16 protein-coding genes and 1 tRNA gene are annotated in these 15,567 nt (G+C 64.9%); 5 read left to right on the top strand and 12 right to left on the bottom strand.

The annotated features are described in order from the left end of the window. Nucleotides 1–32: 32 nt before the first annotated feature. Entirely contained in the window at nt 33–1,370 is a 1,338-nt protein-coding gene (locus tag K410_RS0123560) for a nicotinate phosphoribosyltransferase (RefSeq protein ID WP_028137150.1), read from the top strand. Nucleotides 1,371–1,502: 132 nt separating this feature from the next. On the opposite strand, the gene K410_RS0123555 is transcribed toward K410_RS0123560, so the two are convergent. Next, nucleotides 1,503–3,560, bottom strand: a complete 2,058-nt coding sequence (locus K410_RS0123555; protein ID WP_028137149.1) for an ATP-dependent helicase — start codon at nt 3,558–3,560, stop codon at nt 1,503–1,505. A gap of 123 nt (nt 3,561–3,683) precedes the next feature. Here K410_RS0123555 and K410_RS0123550 point away from each other — a divergent pair, with 123 nt between their 5' ends. Continuing rightward, nucleotides 3,684–4,277, top strand: coding sequence for a TMEM175 family protein (locus K410_RS0123550; RefSeq protein ID WP_028137148.1), 594 nt, complete (start codon nt 3,684–3,686; stop codon nt 4,275–4,277). On the opposite strand, the gene K410_RS0123545 is transcribed toward K410_RS0123550, so the two are convergent. After that, a complete protein-coding gene (locus K410_RS0123545; RefSeq protein ID WP_028137147.1) occupies nt 4,244–4,618 on the bottom strand; it encodes a YciI family protein in 375 nt (124 codons plus the stop codon). The two genes, K410_RS0123550 and K410_RS0123545, sit on opposite strands and share 34 nt — an antisense overlap. A 198-nt stretch (nt 4,619–4,816) precedes the next feature. On the opposite strand from K410_RS0123545, the gene K410_RS0123540 reads away from it, so the two are divergent. From K410_RS0123540 to K410_RS0123530, 3 genes are all read left to right on the top strand, one after another. After that, nucleotides 4,817–5,002, top strand: coding sequence for a hypothetical protein (locus tag K410_RS0123540; protein ID WP_028137146.1), 186 nt, complete (start codon nt 4,817–4,819; stop codon nt 5,000–5,002). 25 nt (nt 5,003–5,027) lie between these two features. Continuing rightward, a complete protein-coding gene (locus K410_RS0123535) occupies nt 5,028–5,231 on the top strand; it encodes a hypothetical protein (protein WP_028137145.1) in 204 nt (67 codons plus the stop codon). Between the two features lie 345 nt (nt 5,232–5,576). Further along, a tRNA-Gly gene (locus tag K410_RS0123530) sits at nt 5,577–5,650 on the top strand. A gap of 202 nt (nt 5,651–5,852) precedes the next feature. Here the strand turns inward: K410_RS0123530 and K410_RS0123525 are convergent. The 10 genes from K410_RS0123525 to K410_RS0123480 are packed head-to-tail and all read right to left on the bottom strand — an operon-like array spanning nt 5,853 to nt 15,509. Then, on the bottom strand, nt 5,853–6,827 hold the full coding sequence (locus K410_RS0123525) for a tripartite tricarboxylate transporter substrate-binding protein (protein WP_028137144.1): 975 nt from the start codon (nt 6,825–6,827) through the stop codon (nt 5,853–5,855). 24 nt (nt 6,828–6,851) lie between these two features. Continuing rightward, nucleotides 6,852–7,568, bottom strand: a complete 717-nt coding sequence (locus K410_RS0123520) for a GntR family transcriptional regulator (protein ID WP_049820176.1) — start codon at nt 7,566–7,568, stop codon at nt 6,852–6,854. A 23-nt stretch (nt 7,569–7,591) separates the two neighbouring features. Beyond that, on the bottom strand, nt 7,592–8,332 hold the full coding sequence (locus tag K410_RS0123515) for an SDR family oxidoreductase (protein WP_028137142.1): 741 nt from the start codon (nt 8,330–8,332) through the stop codon (nt 7,592–7,594). A 24-nt stretch (nt 8,333–8,356) separates the two neighbouring features. Then, a complete protein-coding gene (locus tag K410_RS0123510) occupies nt 8,357–9,127 on the bottom strand; it encodes an SDR family oxidoreductase (protein ID WP_028137141.1) in 771 nt (256 codons plus the stop codon). 15 nt (nt 9,128–9,142) lie between these two features. Next, complete coding sequence (locus tag K410_RS0123505) at nt 9,143–9,523, bottom strand: carboxymuconolactone decarboxylase family protein (RefSeq protein ID WP_028137140.1); 381 nt, start codon at nt 9,521–9,523, stop codon at nt 9,143–9,145. Nucleotides 9,524–9,552: 29 nt separating this feature from the next. Next, nucleotides 9,553–10,791, bottom strand: coding sequence for an ABC transporter substrate-binding protein (locus tag K410_RS0123500; RefSeq protein WP_028137139.1), 1,239 nt, complete (start codon nt 10,789–10,791; stop codon nt 9,553–9,555). 34 nt (nt 10,792–10,825) lie between these two features. Then, nucleotides 10,826–12,070 (bottom strand): ABC transporter substrate-binding protein, encoded by a 1,245-nt coding sequence (locus K410_RS0123495; protein WP_028137138.1) that lies wholly within the window; start codon nt 12,068–12,070, stop codon nt 10,826–10,828. Between the two features lie 37 nt (nt 12,071–12,107). Then, entirely contained in the window at nt 12,108–12,815 is a 708-nt protein-coding gene (locus tag K410_RS0123490) for an ABC transporter ATP-binding protein (protein ID WP_028137137.1), read from the bottom strand. Next, complete coding sequence (locus tag K410_RS0123485) at nt 12,802–14,571, bottom strand: branched-chain amino acid ABC transporter ATP-binding protein/permease (RefSeq protein ID WP_028137136.1); 1,770 nt, start codon at nt 14,569–14,571, stop codon at nt 12,802–12,804. The genes K410_RS0123490 and K410_RS0123485 overlap by 14 nt, the downstream gene beginning before the upstream one ends. A gap of 2 nt (nt 14,572–14,573) precedes the next feature. Further along, a complete protein-coding gene (locus K410_RS0123480) occupies nt 14,574–15,509 on the bottom strand; it encodes a branched-chain amino acid ABC transporter permease (RefSeq protein WP_028137135.1) in 936 nt (311 codons plus the stop codon). Nucleotides 15,510–15,567 lie beyond the last annotated feature (58 nt).

The raw sequence follows: 15,567 nt of genomic DNA, 5'->3' as shown, positions 1-15,567 counted from the left end.
GCTGCGGGGGGACGAGAATTTCCGGGATTGCCATGGACAGGTCGCCAAGCGCACTCCTGACCGATCTGTACCAGTTGAACATGGTGCAGGCCTACCTGGATGCGGGCCAGACCGGGACCGCGGTCTTCGAGTTCTTCGTCCGCAAGCTTCCGCCGCAGCGCAATTTCCTGATGGCGGCAGGGCTCGAGCAGGCGCTGGAGTTCCTCCAAGGTTTGCGCTTTTCCGATGACGAATTGAGCTGGCTCATCCGCAGCGGCAGGTTCAGCGCGCGCCTGATCGACTATCTCTCTGATTTCCAATTCAGCGGCGACGTTCATGCTATGCCCGAAGGCACGGTGTTCTTCGCCAATGAACCGATCCTCCGCGTCACGGCGCCGCTGCCAGAAGCCCAGCTTGTCGAAACCCGCCTCATCAATGTGCTGCATTTCCAAACATTGATCGCGTCCAAGGCGGCCCGCATGGCTCTGCTCGCACCGGGCAAGCTGCTGGTCGACTTCGGTCTGCGCAGGGCCCATGGCGCCGAAGCCGGTCTTCTGGCTGCGCGGGCCAGCTATATCGGTGGCTTTACCGGGACTGCGACTGTTCTCGCGGAAAAATGCTTCGGGATTCCGACCTACGGCACGATGGCGCATTCATTCATCCAGTCATTCGACGACGAGACGGCCGCCTTTGAGGCGTTTGCACGGGCGCGGCCGAAGGACCTCGTGCTATTGATTGACACATACGACACTGAGGTTGCGGCCAGGAAAGTCGTGACCTTGGCCCCGCGGCTGCGGGCACTCGGAATTGCGATCCGCGGGGTGCGGATCGACAGCGGGGATCTGGTGGCGCTCTCGAAAAGTGTGCGGCGGATCCTCGATGAGGGCGGTCTGAAGGACGTGACGATCTTCGCCAGCGGCGGCATTGAGGAAGAGACGCTATTGTCCTTTGCCCGCGAGGCGGCCCCAATCGATGGCATCGGGATCGGCACCAGCCTGGCGACGTCGTCCGACGTACCGGCCCTCGATTGCGCCTATAAGTTGCAGGAATATTCGGGCGTGCCGCGGCGGAAACGCTCGACCGGCAAGGCGACCTGGCCCGGCCGCAAGCAGGTGTGGCGTCGCTATGATCCCGACGGCCATATGGCGTCGGATGTGCTGTCGACAGAAGACGACGATCACGAAGGGGAGACCCTGATCGTCCCTGTCATGCAACAGGGGCGCCCGGTCGGGCATCGGCCGTCGCTCGAGGACATCCGCGCCTACGCACGGATGCAGTTGGAGCGATTGCCGAGGGGGTTTGAGGGCCTTCGAAGCGGCGCGTCCTATCCGGTCCACGTGGCGGCCTCGCTCCAGCAATTGGCAGCCGCTGTCGATTTGAGGACGAAGTAAGCCTCTGCTGCAAGTCCGTCTGATCAACATCAAGGCGAACGCCTGGTGTGCTAGCTGCCCGGATCGGCAGCGGCCCCGCCGCATCGTCTAACTGAAACCGCGAAACACCAAGCGGTCGCGCAAGGGCGCGGTCTACCGCCACATCCCCCGCATCCGCGCCCCGATGTCGATCTTCGGCCCCTGCGCCGCGCTACGCGCAGCGCCTGCGGCGGCCTTCGGCCAGGCGGTGCGCTCGAACAGTTGGACCAGCTGCTCCGGGATGAAGCGGGTGCGCGAGGCGTAGACGTGGCGGTCGCCCTTGGCGGCCTGGCCGTGGGTGAAGAAGCGCTGGGGAACGACGAGGTGGAGCTCGTCCTTGGCGCGCGTCATCGCGACATAGAGCAGGCGGCGCTCCTCCTCGAGCTCGGCGCTGGTGCCGGCGCCGAGATCGGAGGGCATGCAGCCGTCGACGACGTTGAGCACGAACACCGATTTCCACTCCTGGCCTTTGGCGGAGTGGATGGTGGAGAGGATCAGATAATCCTCGTCGCGCAAGGGCGGACCTGATTTGTCGCTGGTCGCATCCGGCGGATCGAGCGTGAGCTCGGTCAGGAATTTCTCGCGGCTGGCATAGCCGCTCGCGATCTGCTCGAGCTGCATCAGGTCGGCGCGGCGCGTCTCCGCATCCTCGTGGATGCGATCGAGATGCGGCTCGTACCACAGCCGCACGCGCTCGAGATCGACAGGCCATTCCGAATAGCGCAGGTTCGCCACCGTGCGGACGAAGTCGGTCCAGTCCGCCCCGGTGCGCGCCGGCACCGGAAGCTGGCCGAGCGTATGAAGCGGATCGGTGCTCTCCGCCATCTGGTCGAGCACGCGCTGAGCAGTCGCAGGTCCAATGCCAGGCAGCAGATGCAGGATGCGGAAACCGGCGACGCGATCGCGCGGATTTTCGGCAAAGCGCAGCAGCGCCAGCACGTCCTTGACGTGCGCGGCATCGAGGAATTTCAGCCCGCCGAACTTGACGAAGGGAATGTTGCGGCGAGTCAGCTCGATCTCGAGCGGACCCGAATGCGAGGAGGTTCGGAACAGCACCGCCTGGTGCTTGAGCAGCGCGCCTTGCTCGCGGTTCGCCAGCACCTCCTCGACGATGTAGCGCGCCTGGTCGGCCTCGTCGTGCACGGTGACGAGCTGCGGCTTGCGCCCCGCGATGCGGTCGGTCCACAGGTTCTTGGTGAAGCGTTCGCGTGCAAGACCAATCACGCCGTTGGCCGCGGCCAGCACGGCCTGGGTCGAGCGGTAATTGCGGTCGAGCGTGATCATCTCCGCGCGCGGCGAGAAGCTTTGCGGGAAGTCCAGGATGTTGCGCACGGTGGCCGCGCGGAACGAGTAGATCGACTGGGCATCGTCGCCGACCACGGTCAGTCCGCGCCCGTCCGGCTTCAGCGCCAACAGGATCGAGGATTGCAGGCGGTTGGTGTCCTGGTATTCGTCGACCAGCACGTGGTCGAAGCGGCCGCCGATCTCCTCGGCGATCAGCGCATCGCTCATCATCTGCGACCAGTACAGCAGGAGGTCGTCGTAATCGAGCACGTGCTGGGCCTGCTTGGCCTCGACGTAAGCGGCGAACAGTCCCTTCAGCTCGGCGGCCCAGCCCGCGCACCAGGGATAGTGCTGCCCCAGCACCTTCTCGATCTCCATCTCCGCGTTGACGCAGCGCGAGTAGATCGACAGGCAGGTGCCCTTGGCGGGGAAGCGGCTCTCGGTCTTGGACAGGCCGCGCTCGTGCCGCACCAGGTTCATCAGGTCGGCGGAATCCTCGCGGTCGTGGATGGTGAAGGCGGGATCGACGCCGATCCGCTCGGCATATTCGCGGAGCAGCCGCGCCCCGATGCCGTGGAAGGTGCCGGCCCAGGTCAGCGCATCGCGCATGATCGCGGCGTTGTTCTCGCCCAGCACCTTGCGGGCGATGCGCTCGACCCGGCCGGCCATCTCGGCTGCCGCGCGGCGGGAAAACGTCATCAAGAGGATGCGCCGCGGATCGGCGCCGGCAACGATCAGATGCGCGACGCGGTGGGCCAGGGTGTTGGTCTTGCCGGAGCCGGCGCCGGCGATGACCAGCAGGGGGGCACCCAATGTCGCACCGTCGGCCACGCCATGCTCGACGGCGCGGCGCTGCTCCGCATTGAGCGTGTCCAGATATGTCGCCACGAATCGCCCCGGTGAAAGGCCGAGAGTCGGCCATCCCAGCGCGAATCGCAATGCAGCTGGACGAAACCGGGTTTAGGATTTAGGGGGAAAGACAGCCCGAAGTTCCCGCAACCCATGGCCGAGATGACCGAGCTCAAGCCCGACCAGTTCGAGATGCGGCGGCTGGAATCGCTCAGCAACACCATTTTTGGTGTCGCCATGACGCTGCTGGCCTACGATCTGCCCAAGGCCGCGGTCTTCAGCACCGCGCCCGACTGGAATGATCTGGCACGGGTCTTTTCCGGCAAGCTCGCCGGCTTTGCGCTCAGCTTCATCATCGCCGGTGTGTTCTGGATCAGCCATCACCGCCGACTGGCACGCCAGCCCGTCGGCAGCCGCGGCATGGTCGTTCTCAACCTGTTTTTTCTGCTCTCGATCGTGCTGCTGCCGGTGACCAACGGGCTCTATACCAATTACGCCAGGAGCAACGCCGTGGCGGTGCTCTACGGCCTGCATTTGACCGCGATCGCCGGCCTCAATGCCTTGCTGTGGTGGACGATCCTGCGCGGCTGGGGGCGCGAGATCATGGCGTCCCTGTTTCCGGTTGCCGTGTTCATCCCGGGCACGATCGTTGCGGCGTTCGCGCCGCATTTCGCGCCTTTCGTGTGGTTCCTCGCCTTTGGCGGACTGCTGATCCAGCGCTTTTACGTCGCGCCGAACCCGTCGGCCGGCACGTAAAGCTTGACCGGGCGGATTTCGTAGACCGCGGTCGGATTGACCGCCCGCAGCTTCCGCGCCGCGGCGATCGCCTCCTCCTCGGTGGCGCATTGCATCAAATGAAAGCCCAGAAGCTGCTCCTTGGTCTCGGCAAACGGTCCGTCCAGCACCATGCCCGCGCCGGGGCCACGCAGGGTCCGGGCCTTTCGGGTCTCGTCAAGACGGGCGGCCGGTCCAAACTGGCCGCTTTCCCTGAGCGGCGCTTGAACCTCGATGACCTTGGCCACGACGGCGGCGTCCTGCTCGGGCGTCCAGGACATGACCTCGTCTTCCACATGGTAGGCCAGGATGGCGTAAAGCATCGTCACCTCGTTGTTTTTCTGCACAGACCCCAAGGACGTTGCACCGCAGGCGGTGCCGACAATCCCGAAGCAAAATATTGCGCCGCCCGCAAGCGACGAAACCGTCCTGAAACCCGATTGCACCCTTGCCGCGTGAACGCGGCCGGAAGCGGTCGCGACTGATGGACCATAAACAACAAGGTTTTGCTGGAGGCGGCAATGTCGGGTCACGACACCAGGATCATTTGCGACGCACGTCGCGCCAAACCATCGGAGACGGTCGATCTGCACGACCAGAGCGGCCATCACCGCTATTACGGTAGCTCGGCCGAGAACGGCGGCGAGCGCATCGTGGAAAGCCGGCGCGGCAAGCGTCCGCGCGCCACCAACGTCTGCGGCTTCTGAAGCTTGCGGCTACCGTCTGCCTGCCATGGACGTCCTGCAGATATCGATCGCGGCGATGCCGTTTCTGGTCTCGCTCGTGAGCCGCAACGGCAAGGCCATTGCGCCGTGCCTGCTCGCGAGCATCGCCACAATGGTGCTCGGCGGGGAGCCGCACCGGGCAGTCATAGCCTGGTGTGTCGGCATATCGATCGCGGCCGTCGCGTTGCGCGAGCGGCTTCGCACGGGCTGACCGAACGAGCGCTCCAACCAGCGCCAAGAAAAAAGGCGCGGCGGGGAAACCCCGTCGCGCCCGATTTCGTGCTCGCTGGTCCAGGGCTGAGACCGCCCCGATGCCAAGCCTCTCATCGGAGCTTAGCGGGCGACCCCAGCGAGGTGACAGCGCTTGGTAAGAGACACTGGATCACCTCCTTTCGTTGGTTTCGGAAGATCTCAATATAGGCGGCATGGCGGCCGCTGTTAAGGGGGGCGGCGAGTCCGGAAGGAACCGGTGCGATTCGCAGGGCCGAGGACATGCCGGAATGCGGCGTCCTCAGCAGTTGAGACCGCCGCCCGGCCGTGTTAGGGAGCCCGTAGCGCGGGTGTAGCTCAATGGTAGAGCAGCAGCCTTCCAAGCTGAATACGAGGGTTCGATTCCCTTCACCCGCTCCAATGTTTTCAATAACTTAGCGCGTCAGGGCCTTTTCATTCTGACAAGACGCGCATTCCCATTCTGACAAACATTCACTTTCCTTTCGCTTGTTTCGCTCGGTGCTTGATCCGTTCATTTGCGCATCCTGCTTTGCTTCGTCGTCGTGCAGATTGTGCACTATCGCAGCATGTAGAGGGGCATCGGCCTCTTCGCCGCTAGCGTCTACTGTGGATCGATACCGGCGGCTTTGATGATCCGTTTCCATTTGCCGATCTCGGCTTTCAAGAACGCTTCGAGCGCTTCCGGCGTCGCACGCTCGGATTCGACGGGCGTCATGCTGAGCTCGGCAAAGCGGCTGATCAGTGCGGGATCCCTCAGCGCCGCCTGCAGCGCGGCGACGAGATGGTCGATCACCGGTTTCGGCGTCCCCTTCGGCGCGTAGAGACCATACCAAGTCGTCACGTCGAATTCGGGAACGCCGGATTCCGTCGAGGTCGGCACCTCAGGCAGCGTCGCAACGCGCGTCTTGCTGGTGATCGCGTAGCCCTTGATCGTGTTCGACTGGATGTAGGGCGTCGGTCCGGTCGCGGGATCGCAATAGACGTCGATGTGGCCGGCGATGACGTCGTTCAGCGCCGGTCCGCCGCCCTTGTAGTAGATCGGGGTGAGCTTGGTATCCGTGGCGCTCATGAACATCAAGCCGCAGAGCTGCGATGCCGAGCCGAGACCGACATTACCGAAAGTAACCTTGTCGCCGGCCTTGCGAATCTGCGTGATGAGCTCGCCGAGGTCCTTGGCGGGATAGTTTGGCCGCGCCACCAGGATCATCGGAACGTCGGTGACGAGCCCGATCGGGGCGAAGTCGCCGACTGGGTCGAACGGCAGCTTGGCGTAAAGGGCAGGTGCCGTGGCCTGGCCGACATGCATCAGCAGCAACGTATAGCCGTCAGGGGCCGCCTTGGCGACGCGGTTGGTGCCGAGCGTGCCGCCGGCGCCGACGACATTTTCGATGACGATGGATTGTTTCAGCGTCGCGCTCATGGCGTTGCCGAGGATGCGCGCGATGACGTCGCCGGGTCCGCCGGCGGAGAACGGCACGATGACCGTGATCGGGCGGGCGGGGTAATCGTCCGCGATCGCCGCGCCGCAGGGATAGAGCAGGAGGAACAGGATCAGCGATCGTACGAGAAACGTCATCGAACACTCCCTGGCGGCATTGTTCTAGTCGTCGGTAGGCGCCGCCTCCTTGGCCGCCGACGATTTTTCGATCATGTCGAGCGCTGCCACCGCAGCCGCATTGATGTGGTCGACGCAGCAGCGTTCGGCGAGATCCGGATCACCGTTCTGGATCGCTCGCCAGATCGCAGTGACTTCGCGCAGGCTCTTGTTGATCCGCTTCGGCTGCGACATCGAGGTGATCCGCAGCAGCTGGATGCGATCGTGCAGCGGCTTGAGCATGCGCTCGATGAACGCATTGCGGCAGCCGCCGATCAGCGCTGCGTAGAAATCGGTCTTGGCTTCGAGGCTGCCGACGAGATCCTGTTTGGCGGCGGCGGCCTTCAGCCGCGTCAGGGCGTCGCCGATCCGGCGTGCCACCTCGGGATCGTGCAGCCGCGCGCATTCGCGCCCGGCAAAACCTTCGAGCACCGCGCGAGCCGCGTAGAGCTGCCGCGCCTCTTCCAGGCTGATCGTGGACACAACAGGGCCGCGGTGCGGGACCGTGTTGACCAGCCCGTCGGCCTCGAGCGCCCGCAGCGCCTCGCGGATCGAGGGACGGCTGACGCCCATCATCTCGCAGAGCTCGCGCTCGACCAGGCGCTGGCCCGGCTTCAGCGTTCCCGACATGATCGCCGCACGCAGCTTCTGCGCCACCATCGCCCGGACGGTCGGGACGTCCTCGATGCGGAGTGTCGACTGCAATTCGCGGCGTCTTTCCATGTTCTGGTCCTGTTCGGGAAAACTCAGTACCGGTTTACAGGCAGAATCATCATTTCGGCAATTTGAACGTGGGCGGGCTGGTCGAGGGCGAACACGATCGACCGCGCGATATCGGCGGGATCGAGCGCCATCCTGAACTGGTCGAAATAGTCCTTTTCCTTCTGCTGATCGCCGCGGTAGCGGGTCAGGATGATGTTGGTGCGGGTCAGCCCGGGCTGCAGCTCGGTGACCCGGATCGCGGTGTCCGCGAGCTCGCCGCGGAGGGTCTCGGTGAACATGTGCACGCCCGCCTTGCTGGTGCTGTAGGCGGCCATATCGGGCACGATGCGCACCGCGTTGATCGAGCTGATGTTAACGATATGGCCGGCGTTGCGCTGGACCATTTCGGGCAGGATCGCGCGGGTGACGCGCATCAGGCCGATCAGATTGGTCTGGATGATGTTGGACCAGTCGTCGGCAGAACCGATGTCGAAGCGCGTCCGGCCGCCGATGTCGTGGCCGGCATTGTTGATGAGGATATCGACCGGCTTGAAATGAGCGGGAATGGCATCCGGCAGGCGGTCGACGGCCTTTGCATCGCTAACGTCAAGCTGGATCGGGAACGCCGCATCGCCTGCCGTCGCCGCCAGCTCTTCAAGCGCCTTGGCGTCGCGATCCACCAGCACGACGCGGCGGCCGCTGTCCAACAGCGCCTTGGTGATGGCGCGCCCCATGCCGCCGGCGGCGCCCGTGAGCACGGCGGTCTGGCCTGATCGCTCAGTCATCGTAAGACTCCCATTCTCATGTGCTCATGCCACGGACCAGCCCCCGTCGATCGGCAGGCTGACGCCGGTGACGTCGTTTGCGGCGGGGCCGCAGAGGAAGACGACCATGGCCGCGACGGCGTCCATCTCGATGAAGCGCTGAGTGGGCTGGCGCTCGCCGAGATAGTCGCGCGAGACGTCCGCGACGGGACGTCCGCTGCTTTCCGCCATCCCCGCGATCTTGTTCAGGATGGCGGGCGTCGGCAGCGTGCCGGGGCAGAGCGTGTTGCAGGTGATGCCGCTGCGCGCGGTCTCGATGGCGACGGCGCGGGTCATGCCCGCGATCGCCGTCTTGGTGGTGACGTAGTCGATGCGGTCCTCGACCGCGCGGCTCGAATAGATCGAGCCCATGTTGATGATCCGGCCCCAGCCGCGCTGCTTCATCGCCGGCAGCGTCAGGCGGATGAGGTGGAACGGCGCCGACAAATTGACGGCCAGCGCCTCGTCCCAGCGGTCGGGCGGAAACTGCTCGATCGGGGCGAAATGCCTGACGACGGCGTTATTGACGAGGACGTCGATGGCGCCGCAGCGGTCGCGCAGATCCGTCATCATGGTCTCGATCGCTTCGCGGCGCGACAGGTCGGCGCCGGCTGCGATCGTCTCAATGCCGAAGCGGGCGCGCAGATCGTCTGCAGCCTGCTTCGGCTGAGCGAGGTCGTGCAGGACAATGTTGGCGCCCGCGCCGGCAAGGCCTTCAGCGACCGCAAGGCCGAGGCCTGCCGTCGCACCGGTCACGAGCGCCCATTTGCCCTTCATCACGAACCTGCTCCGCTACTTCTTGTCGAGCTCGGCGAAGACTTCCTTCGCGTTGCGGAAGGCATCGACGCCGGCCGGCACGCCGCAATAGATCGCGACCTGCATGAAGACCTCGCGGATCTCCTCCTTGGTCGCGCCGTTGGCGAGTGCGCCGCGGACATGAGTCTTCAGCTCGTGCGGGCGGTTGAGCGCGCACAGCATCGCGAGGTTCAGGAAGCTGCGCGTCTTTCGCGTCAGGCCCTCGCGGCCCCAGACGTAGCCCCAGCAATATTCCGTGGTGAGGTCCTGCATCGGGCGGTTGAACTCGTCGGCCGACGCGATCGCCTTGTCGACGAACTCGTTGCCGAGCACGCTCTTGCGGATTTCGAGGCCGCGGTCGTAGGTCGCCTTGTCCATTGTGGTCTCCGTTTCTTCTGGGGCGGATGTCAGCTTTTTGGCCAGAACGGCTTCGCCAGTGCGAGCTCCGGCGGAAACACCGTCACCGGCACGGCGGATTGCCACTGCACGATGGTCATGCCGGCGCCGACGCGGCGGCCCTTCTCGTCGAACTTGATCTCGCCGAGCGGATAGTATTTCGAGGGGCCGCCATCCATGGTGCGCAGCGCTTCGCCGACGGCGACCCGATCGGCTTTGCCGGCCTTTTCCAGCGCGTCCTTGATCACCCACATGTCGCCATAGGTGGAGATCGCGTTCTGCGTCATCCACGGCTCCTTGTAGCGAGTCTTCAACTCGGCGATCAGCGCCTCATGGCCCTTGGCGCCCCAGCTTGCGACGCAGGTCAGGACGCCCTGCAGCAGTTCGGGGCTGACGGTCTGCAGCATGTCCGGTTCGGCGATCGCGATGCCGAACGAGATCGTCGGGATCTTGCCCTGACCGAGGCCGAACTCGTTCATCTTCTCGAGCAGCAGTTTTGCGTCCGAGATCACCGTGGGCAGGAAGAACAGCAGGTCCGGCTTGGCGGAACGGATTTTCTGCACCAGCGAGGTCGCGTCGGCGAGCGGCGGCGTAAACGTCTCGTCGACGATCAGCTGCAGCTGGTTCTCCGCCAGCAAGCCCTCGCGCATGGCCTTGGCGGAGGCGATCGAGGCGCCGGTGTTGTCGGTAAGGATCGCGACCGTTTTCGGCCGCTTGCCCGCGGCCGTCTCCGCCAGCTTGATGATCTGCGGCAATGCTTGCCGTGCCTGCGACCCCGCGGTGGCGGCGGTCTGGAACACGTATTTGAACCCACGCTCGGTGATCAGGTCGGAGTAGGAGAGGGTAAGCATGGGCAGGTTGGCGCGCTCGGTCACCTCGGTGACTGCGAGCGTGAACGAGGACAGATAGGCCCCGCTGGCCGCGACCAGGTCGGTCTCCTGCGCCACCATGCGCTGCGCGGCGTTCTTGGCCTTCTCGGTGGTGTCGCCGGAATCGAGCACCACGAGCTTCAGCTTGGCGCCGCCGAGCGCCTTGACGCCGCCTTGCGCGTTGATGTGGTCGATCGCCATCTCGGCGCCCTCGCGCATCACCGTTCCCGGGCGGGCGTAGAGCCCGGAGATCGGCACCAGCAGGCCGACCTTCACCTCGGCGGGCTGCTGCGCCCAGGCAGCGCGGGATGCGATCAGAGTGCCGGAGGCACCGGCCAGCAATGTTCGGCGAGAGATCGTGGTCTTGCTCTTTGCAGTCATGACAATTCTCCTCCCTGAAAAACCGCGCGACGCTTCAGGATTTCTTCGGCCAGAACGGCTGTGCCTGCGCGAGCTCGGGCGGATAGACAGTGACCGGCACGCCCGATTGCCATTGCACGATGACGACGCCGGCGCCGACCCTGCGGCCCTTCTCGTCGAATTTGAGCTGGCCGCCCGGGTAATATTTCGACGGGCCGGCATCCATGGTGCGGAAAGCCTGCGCGACCGCATTGCGATCGGCCTTGCCGGCCTTCTCCAGCGCTTCCTTCATCAGCCACATGTCGCCATAGGTCGAGATGACGTTCTGCGTCATCCAGGGCTCCTTGTATTTGGCCTTGAGCTCGGCGATCAGCGTCTCGTGGCCCTTCGAGCCCCAGTTGGCGACGATGGTCATGATGCCCTGTACGGTCTCCGGGCTGACGCTCTGCAGCATATCGGGCTCGGCGATGGTGATGCTGAAGGACACGGTCGGTATCTTGCCCTGGCCGAGCCCGAACTCGCTGATCTTCTCGAGGCCAAGCTTGGCGTCCGACACCGCATTCGGCATGAACAGCAGCAGGTCGGGCTTGGCCGAGCGCACCTTCTGGATCAGCGGCGTCGCATCCGACAGCGGCGGGGTCCAGACTTCCTCGACGACGAGCTGGAGACCTTCCTGCGCGAACAGCTTCTCCTTGAGCGCCTTGGCGGTGGCGACCGAGGTCGCGGTGTTGTCCATCAGCATCGCCACGGTCTTTGGCTTCTTGCCGGAGGCGTTCTCGGCGAGCTTCATCAATGTCGGCAGGCCGAGCTCGGACTGGCGGCTCGCGGTCGCGGCGGTCTGGAAGATGTACTTGAAGCCGCGGTCGGTCAGAAGGTCCGAGTAGGACAACGTCAGCACCGGCAGTTCGGCGCGCTCGGTCACTTCCGTGACCGCGAGCGTGAAGGAGGAGAGGTAGGAGCCGGTTGCCGCAACCAGATCGGGCTCTTGCGCGACCATGCGCTGGGCCGCGTTTTTGGCCTTCTCGGTGGTGTCGCCGCAGTCGATCACGACCAGCTTCAGCTTGGCGCCGCCGAGCGCCTTGATGCCCCCCTGCGCGTTGATGTGCTCGATGCCCATTTCGGCGCCCATCTTCATGACCTGGCCGGGGCGGGTGTAGATGCCTGACAATGGCACGATCAGTCCGACCTTGATTTCCGCCGGGGCTTGCGCGCGCGCCACGCCGGCGAGGCCGACGGCGGCGGCACCGGACAGCACGGTCCGGCGGGTCAGTCCGTTCTTGCCTTTCGAAGTCTTGCCCATCTTGTTTGCTCCCAATTCCCTGGTTTTTTCTTGGTCGTCACATGCCGAGATAGGCTTTGCGCACGCGGTCGTCGGCGCGCAGCGTGGCGTTGTTGCCCTGGAGCACGACGTGGCCGGCTTCGAGGACATAGCCGTGGTCAGCGGATTCCAACGCTTCCGCAACGCGCTGCTCGACCAGCAGCATGGTCAGCCCGGACTGGCGGCGGATATCGATCAGCCGCTCGAAGATGAAGTCCGCGGTCGAGGGCGCCAGCCCCATCGAGGGTTCGTCCAGCATCAACAGCTTCGGCGAGGAGGCGAGGCCTCGGCCGATCGCGAGCATCTGCTGCTGGCCGCCGGACAGCGTGCCGGCGAACTGGTTGCAGCGTTCCTTCAGCACGGGCAGCCAGTCGAAGATGCGCTCGATATTGGCCTGCCAGTCGCGGCGGCCGCTCTCCGTCATTGCACCCATCTCCAGGTTCTCCATCACGGTCAGTGACGGGAAGACCTGGCGTCCCTCCGGGACATGGGCGATACCGAGATGGGCGCGCTGCGGCGGCGGCACCGCGAGCAGATCGACGCCGTCGAAGGTGATCGATCCGCTGCTCGGCTTGACGATGCCGGAGATGGTCTTGAACAACGTGGTCTTGCCGGCGCCGTTGGGGCCGACGATCGCGACGAACTGACCTGCGCCTACATCGATCGACACGTGGTTCAGGACGGGCTTTGTCGAGTAACCTGCGCTCAATCCCTCAATTCGCAGCATGGCCCACCCATTTCTTGCCGAGATAGGCCTCGATCACGCGGTTGTCGCGCGTCACCACCTCCGGCAGGCCTTCGGTGATGACAGCGCCGTGGTCGAGCACGAGGAACCTGTCGACCAGCCGGACCATCGCCTGCATGGTGTGCTCAATGATCGCGATGGTCGTGCCGTCGCGCGCGAGCTGCTGGATCACGGCGACGACCTCGTCGGCCTCGCCATGGCCGAGGCCCGCGAGCGTTTCGTCGAGCAGCAGGATGCGCGGCTGGCCGGCAATCGCGCGGGCCAGCTCCATCAACCGAAGCTCCTTGGTGGAGAGCTCGCCGGCGACACGGTCGGCGACGGCGGAGAGCCCGACGCGGGCGACCGCATCGGCCGCAAGCTTGCGGGCTTCGTCGTCGGTGCGTGCGCGCACATAGGCGCCGACCACCACATTGTCGAGGATCGACATGCGCAGGAAGGGCCGCATCACCTGGAAGGTGCGGCCGATGCCGGCCTCGCAGATCACGTGCGGCCGCTGGCCCGACATGTTGCGGCCGTCGATCAGCACCTCGCCCTGGCTAGGCTTCAGGAAGCCGTTGAGGAGGTTGAACAGGGTGGTCTTGCCGGCGCCGTTGGGTCCGATGATGCCGAGGATCTCGTTCTTGTGCAGCTTGAAGCTGACATCCTGCACGGCCTTGAGGCCGCCGAAGGAGCGCGACAGGTTTCTCACCTCGAGCATGACTTCGCCCTTGGCGGCGCGTTGCCGCGCGGCCGGCTTCAGCGTCGTGACGTTGGCGACAGCTTCAGCTGTATCGCTGGCCGAGGCCTTGGGTGCCGTACGCTTGCGCAGGAGATCGCGCAGCTTCCAGAAAAGCCCCTCCGGCGCCATCAGGATGACGCCGACGATGGCGAAGCCGAAGATCACGCCCTGGATGCCGGGAAAGCGCGCGCCGGCTTCGGCGTGCAGGATCTCGGCGAGGGGGATCAGGATCACCGAGCCGATCACGGGTCCCCAGACCGTGCCGACGCCGCCGAACATCGCAACCGTCAGCGCCTGCGCCGACACCAGCATGCCGAACACCGATTGCGGCGTCACGACCAGTAGCACCTGGGCGTAAAAGCCGCCGATCGCGGCGGCGATCGCGCCGCTCAGCGTGATCGCGCGCAGCTTCCAGGCCAGCGTGTTGATGCCGGCGGCCTCGGCCGCGGCCTCGTTCTGCTTGATCGCGAGCAGCGCCATGCCGAACCGGGAGCGCTCGATCCATTGCGTCAGCATGATGGTGCCGAGCATGATGGCGAGGCCCAGCAACGTGTAGACGTGAGGATCGGTGAACTGCATGAAGGCGATCGGCGCGTCGCGCTTGATCGGAAGCGTGACCTCCTGAAAGCCGAGCCATTCGAACACGTAGAGAATGGCGAGCGGATAGGCGAGCATCGCCAGCGCGAAATAGTGGCCCTGCAGGCGGAAGGTTGGAAAGCCGATCAGAAGCCCGGCGATGCCGCCGAGCACAGCCGCGATCGGGATCAGCAGCCACGGCGAAATGTCGAAATAGATCTGGCCCAGCGCGGTCGCATAGGCGCCGATGCCGAAGAAGGCGGCGTGGCCGAACGAGATCAGGCCGGTATAACCGCTGAGCAGATTCCACGACAGCCCGAACACTGCCCACACCGGCACCAGCGTCAGGATGAGCTGGTAGTAGGAATTGGTGACGCCGAGCGATACGACCGCGTAGGCAAGCGTGAAGAGCAGGGGAGGCAGAAGGGAGCGCATCCGGAGCATGGTCACGTCCTCTCCACCATGCGTCCGAAGAAGCCTTGCGGACGGAAGAAGATGATGAGGAGGAAGACGGCGAAGATCGCGGCGTTCTGCAGCTGCGTCGGCAGGATCAGCGTCGACATTTGCTGCACGAGACCGATCGTCATGCCGCCCCAGAACGCGCCGATGATGCTGCCCATCCCGCCGAGCACGACGCCGGCATACATGACGATGACGTATTCGAGTCCGACGAAGGGGTGGAACGGATAGTTGGTGGCTAGCAAGCCGCCGGCAATCGCGGTGATCCCGCAGCCGAGCGCGAAGGCGGTGCGGTGCGCGCGGTCGACGTCGATGCCCATATAGGTCGCCGCGGTCGGATTGTCCGCGGCGGCGCGTAGCGACTTGCCGATCCGGGTGCGCGTGATCAGCAGCGAGAGCAGGACCATGATCGCGAGCGACACGACCATGTCGATGCTGCGCGCCTTGTTCAGAAAGATGCTGATGTCGAAGAAGGGCCCGAGCTCCCAGGCCGAGCTCGACAGCGGCGTGCGGATCGAGGCCAGCACCGAGCCGAACACGATGAGGCCGCCGTTCTGCAGGATCAGCGCGATGCCGAGCGTCAGGATGAGCTGGGCGTAGTGGCCTTCGCCTTCGAGCGAAGCGGTGCGCGTCCCTGAAACGTGCGAGATCAATGCCCGGTGGACGAAGTAGCCGAACACGGCGAGCACCGGGCCGGCCAGCAGAATGGCGACGAACGGTCCGACCGCGTTGCCGAAGAACGATTGAACGCCGGCGGCGGTGAACAGATAGAAGGCCATGTACATGCCCAGCATCATGAAATCGCCATGGGCGAAGTTGATGACGCGCATGACGCCGAAGATCAGGCCGAGCCCGACGCACATCAGGCCGTAGACGCCGCCGATCAGAACGCCCGCGGCGAGCGCTTGCAAGAATCCTTCCATCAGCCCGGCCTCCGCGCAGCTGACGATTTTAGGTTGGTCTCCACGTCGACCATATCTC

Source organism: Bradyrhizobium sp. 22 (genome assembly GCF_000482425.1).
GTDB lineage: Bacteria > Pseudomonadota > Alphaproteobacteria > Rhizobiales > Xanthobacteraceae > Bradyrhizobium > Bradyrhizobium japonicum_B.
Note: the sequence above shows the minus strand (reverse complement) of the source record. Positions and strands in the feature narration are given on the sequence as shown.

Excerpts from the sequence above, each read along its gene's own strand:
- K410_RS0123485 (WP_028137136.1), bottom strand. The coding sequence starts at position 14,571 with ATGCTCCGGATGCGCTCCCTTCTGCCTCCCCTGCTCTTCACGCTTGCC.
- K410_RS0123500 (WP_028137139.1), bottom strand. The coding sequence starts at position 10,791 with ATGACTGCAAAGAGCAAGACCACGATCTCTCGCCGAACATTGCTGGCC.
- K410_RS0123505 (WP_028137140.1), bottom strand. The coding sequence starts at position 9,523 with ATGGACAAGGCGACCTACGACCGCGGCCTCGAAATCCGCAAGAGCGTG.
- K410_RS0123540 (WP_028137146.1), top strand. The coding sequence starts at position 4,817 with ATGTCGGGTCACGACACCAGGATCATTTGCGACGCACGTCGCGCCAAA.
- K410_RS0123535 (WP_028137145.1), top strand. The coding sequence starts at position 5,028 with ATGGACGTCCTGCAGATATCGATCGCGGCGATGCCGTTTCTGGTCTCG.
- K410_RS0123525 (WP_028137144.1), bottom strand. The coding sequence starts at position 6,827 with ATGACGTTTCTCGTACGATCGCTGATCCTGTTCCTCCTGCTCTATCCC.
- K410_RS0123520 (WP_049820176.1), bottom strand. The coding sequence starts at position 7,568 with ATGGAAAGACGCCGCGAATTGCAGTCGACACTCCGCATCGAGGACGTC.
- K410_RS0123510 (WP_028137141.1), bottom strand. The coding sequence starts at position 9,127 with ATGAAGGGCAAATGGGCGCTCGTGACCGGTGCGACGGCAGGCCTCGGC.
- K410_RS0123545 (WP_028137147.1), bottom strand. The coding sequence starts at position 4,618 with ATGCTTTACGCCATCCTGGCCTACCATGTGGAAGACGAGGTCATGTCC.
- K410_RS0123495 (WP_028137138.1), bottom strand. The coding sequence starts at position 12,070 with ATGGGCAAGACTTCGAAAGGCAAGAACGGACTGACCCGCCGGACCGTG.
- K410_RS0123480 (WP_028137135.1), bottom strand. The coding sequence starts at position 15,509 with ATGGAAGGATTCTTGCAAGCGCTCGCCGCGGGCGTTCTGATCGGCGGC.
- K410_RS0123515 (WP_028137142.1), bottom strand. The coding sequence starts at position 8,332 with ATGACTGAGCGATCAGGCCAGACCGCCGTGCTCACGGGCGCCGCCGGC.
- K410_RS0123490 (WP_028137137.1), bottom strand. The coding sequence starts at position 12,815 with ATGCTGCGAATTGAGGGATTGAGCGCAGGTTACTCGACAAAGCCCGTC.
- K410_RS0123550 (WP_028137148.1), top strand. The coding sequence starts at position 3,684 with ATGACCGAGCTCAAGCCCGACCAGTTCGAGATGCGGCGGCTGGAATCG.
- K410_RS0123560 (WP_028137150.1), top strand. The coding sequence starts at position 33 with ATGGACAGGTCGCCAAGCGCACTCCTGACCGATCTGTACCAGTTGAAC.